1 protein-coding gene is annotated in these 2,000 nt (G+C 49.2%); it reads right to left on the reverse strand.

What is annotated here, in order from left to right; genetic code table 11:
* Positions 1–166: 166 nt before the first annotated feature.
* Positions 167–1,600 carry an O-antigen ligase family protein gene (locus tag HWQ67_RS17175; protein WP_218253919.1) on the reverse strand — a complete coding sequence of 478 codons (1,434 nt, stop codon included), beginning with the start codon at positions 1,598–1,600 and terminating at the stop codon, positions 167–169.
* Positions 1,601–2,000: the final 400 nt, after the last annotated feature.

Genomic DNA, 2,000 nt, shown 5'->3' on the forward strand with positions numbered 1-2,000 from the left:
AACAACATTACAGTTGATTGATGAACCGTCAAATACGCCTAAACCTAAGAAATTAACACTAAAAGACTTGGAGGTACTGGAGGTATCATGCTTAACTTAACACCTATGGTCCAGACCCCCCTTTATGCCGGGGGTCGCTGACCCCTTGACCCCTTCTGCCCTACCCTCACGCCTCCTCCTTGATCCCCACGATGGCCACATGCAGCCCCAGCAGAAACCACACGTATCTTGATGAGGGCGAATTGATGTCAAACCACACCAGCCCCTCAATCCCAAATACGGCTAACAGCATCACACAAGAGGCCGCAAAGAGGCCGCTCAATTGCCCGGTATCAAGCCTGTGAAGCCTGCCGTACATGTTCTCGAACAAAACGTAGCAGATATAGATCAGCAGGAGTATCCCCGCCACGCCCATGTCAAAGAAGAACGCAAGTAGCAGACTGTGTATCTCACGCGGGGTGTTGGGTGAGACGTGGACAAGGCCGCCAATGCCCATACCCGTTACAAACGTCAGGGGGTGCTCCTGTATGTAACGCAGGCCGTCAAGCCACATCTGTTTTCTTATCTTCATCCCGGTGACCCCCTCTTTCTGTGAGGACAGTTTTGCGGTGTTGGCATCGTGTTGAGAGCTTTTCTTTGTAAATATAGGTTCCCCCCTGTAACCAAACCCTACCAGCATACGGTCTATAAATCCGGGTGTAGCCGTTATCACTATAAGCAGCATAGTTGCAATACACATGGCGGCATATCGGAAAAACATCTCCCTCGATGCCGGATGTAGGCGGAAGAACAAGAAAAATGCAGGCAGCAGCGCAATAAATGCCGCCCTGACACCCATCAACACAATGGAATAGGACAGCAGGATGGTAACCATGACAACGCTGATACGCTTTTTTCCTGTGGAATTGACCATAAAGGCCAACATGAAGATGATAACCGCTACCACAAACCCCGACATCGTAGGCCCCCCCCCAAGCCCCCAGGGTCGGGAGTCCATCTGCCACAGGGCAAAGTAGGACAGGACGATGTTCTTGTCAAACCTCAGTTCCGCATGTGGGGTATACCACTGGGAGATAAATACCGATACGGCATGGATCAGGGCCGATACGGCCATAAAGGCTATAACAAGCTCTAACTGCCTGGTGGTCTTGATTATCGCCGTCAACAGGTAAAACATGAGCATGTTGAAACACAGCAGCAGGAAAAAGTGTAGCCCCAACACAAGCGATGGCGTCCAGAGCAGAGAGACCCCCTGATAGAGAAACAGTGCCAATAGTGGCAGGTCAAGCGGGGTTGGTTGTCTCTTGAGATGGTAATTGAAGGCCTTGTGGACTGCCCACCCTGCCAGGGTCACAAGCAGGAAGACGATATAGACGGGATAGTCAACATGGTCATTGCCGTCGGCGATATGGACATGCAGTGCGGTGTTTTCGATGTTGTAGACGAATGTGGTCAGGAGCAACCCCCACATTGGCCCCTTGAGGGCAACAAAGGCAAGGGTCAGCACGCAGACCGCCCCCACAAGGTAGAGGGGCGACAGCATGTAGATCATCCCCGCCAATAACGCCATCAGTGCCGCAAAGACCGTTGTCAGAGCCATATCTCCCCCTCCCTTGCTGCGTATGTTAAAACTTGAGTTATCGCTATATGATAAAGCTACCTGCGTATCCTTGTCAATATTATAGAGCGTTTGGGTGCATAAGATACAAAAAAAGAAAAGGGAGTTTTGCGTCCTAACTCGGTAAGATTTTCACGGTAAAATAGAAACTCTGTCTCGCATTACATGTTATGGATATAAACATGTTTGTCAATAGTTTGAGTTAAATTTTATCATACCGTCACAATTTCAGAGACTTTGGTTAGAGGTGTTTTTTGGCTTCTATGTCGTTGAACTTGGGTTTTGGGCGAGTAGGCACACACGGAGAGATGTGCATAGTATTCATGCGGGGTTGCAGACAAAAAGAGGTAAAAAAGTTCAAAACTCGTAGATATATTCACCC

This window comes from Candidatus Magnetobacterium casense (assembly GCF_019173545.1).
In the GTDB taxonomy this organism is placed as follows: Bacteria; Nitrospirota; Thermodesulfovibrionia; order Thermodesulfovibrionales; family Magnetobacteriaceae; genus Magnetobacterium; species Magnetobacterium cryptolimnobacter.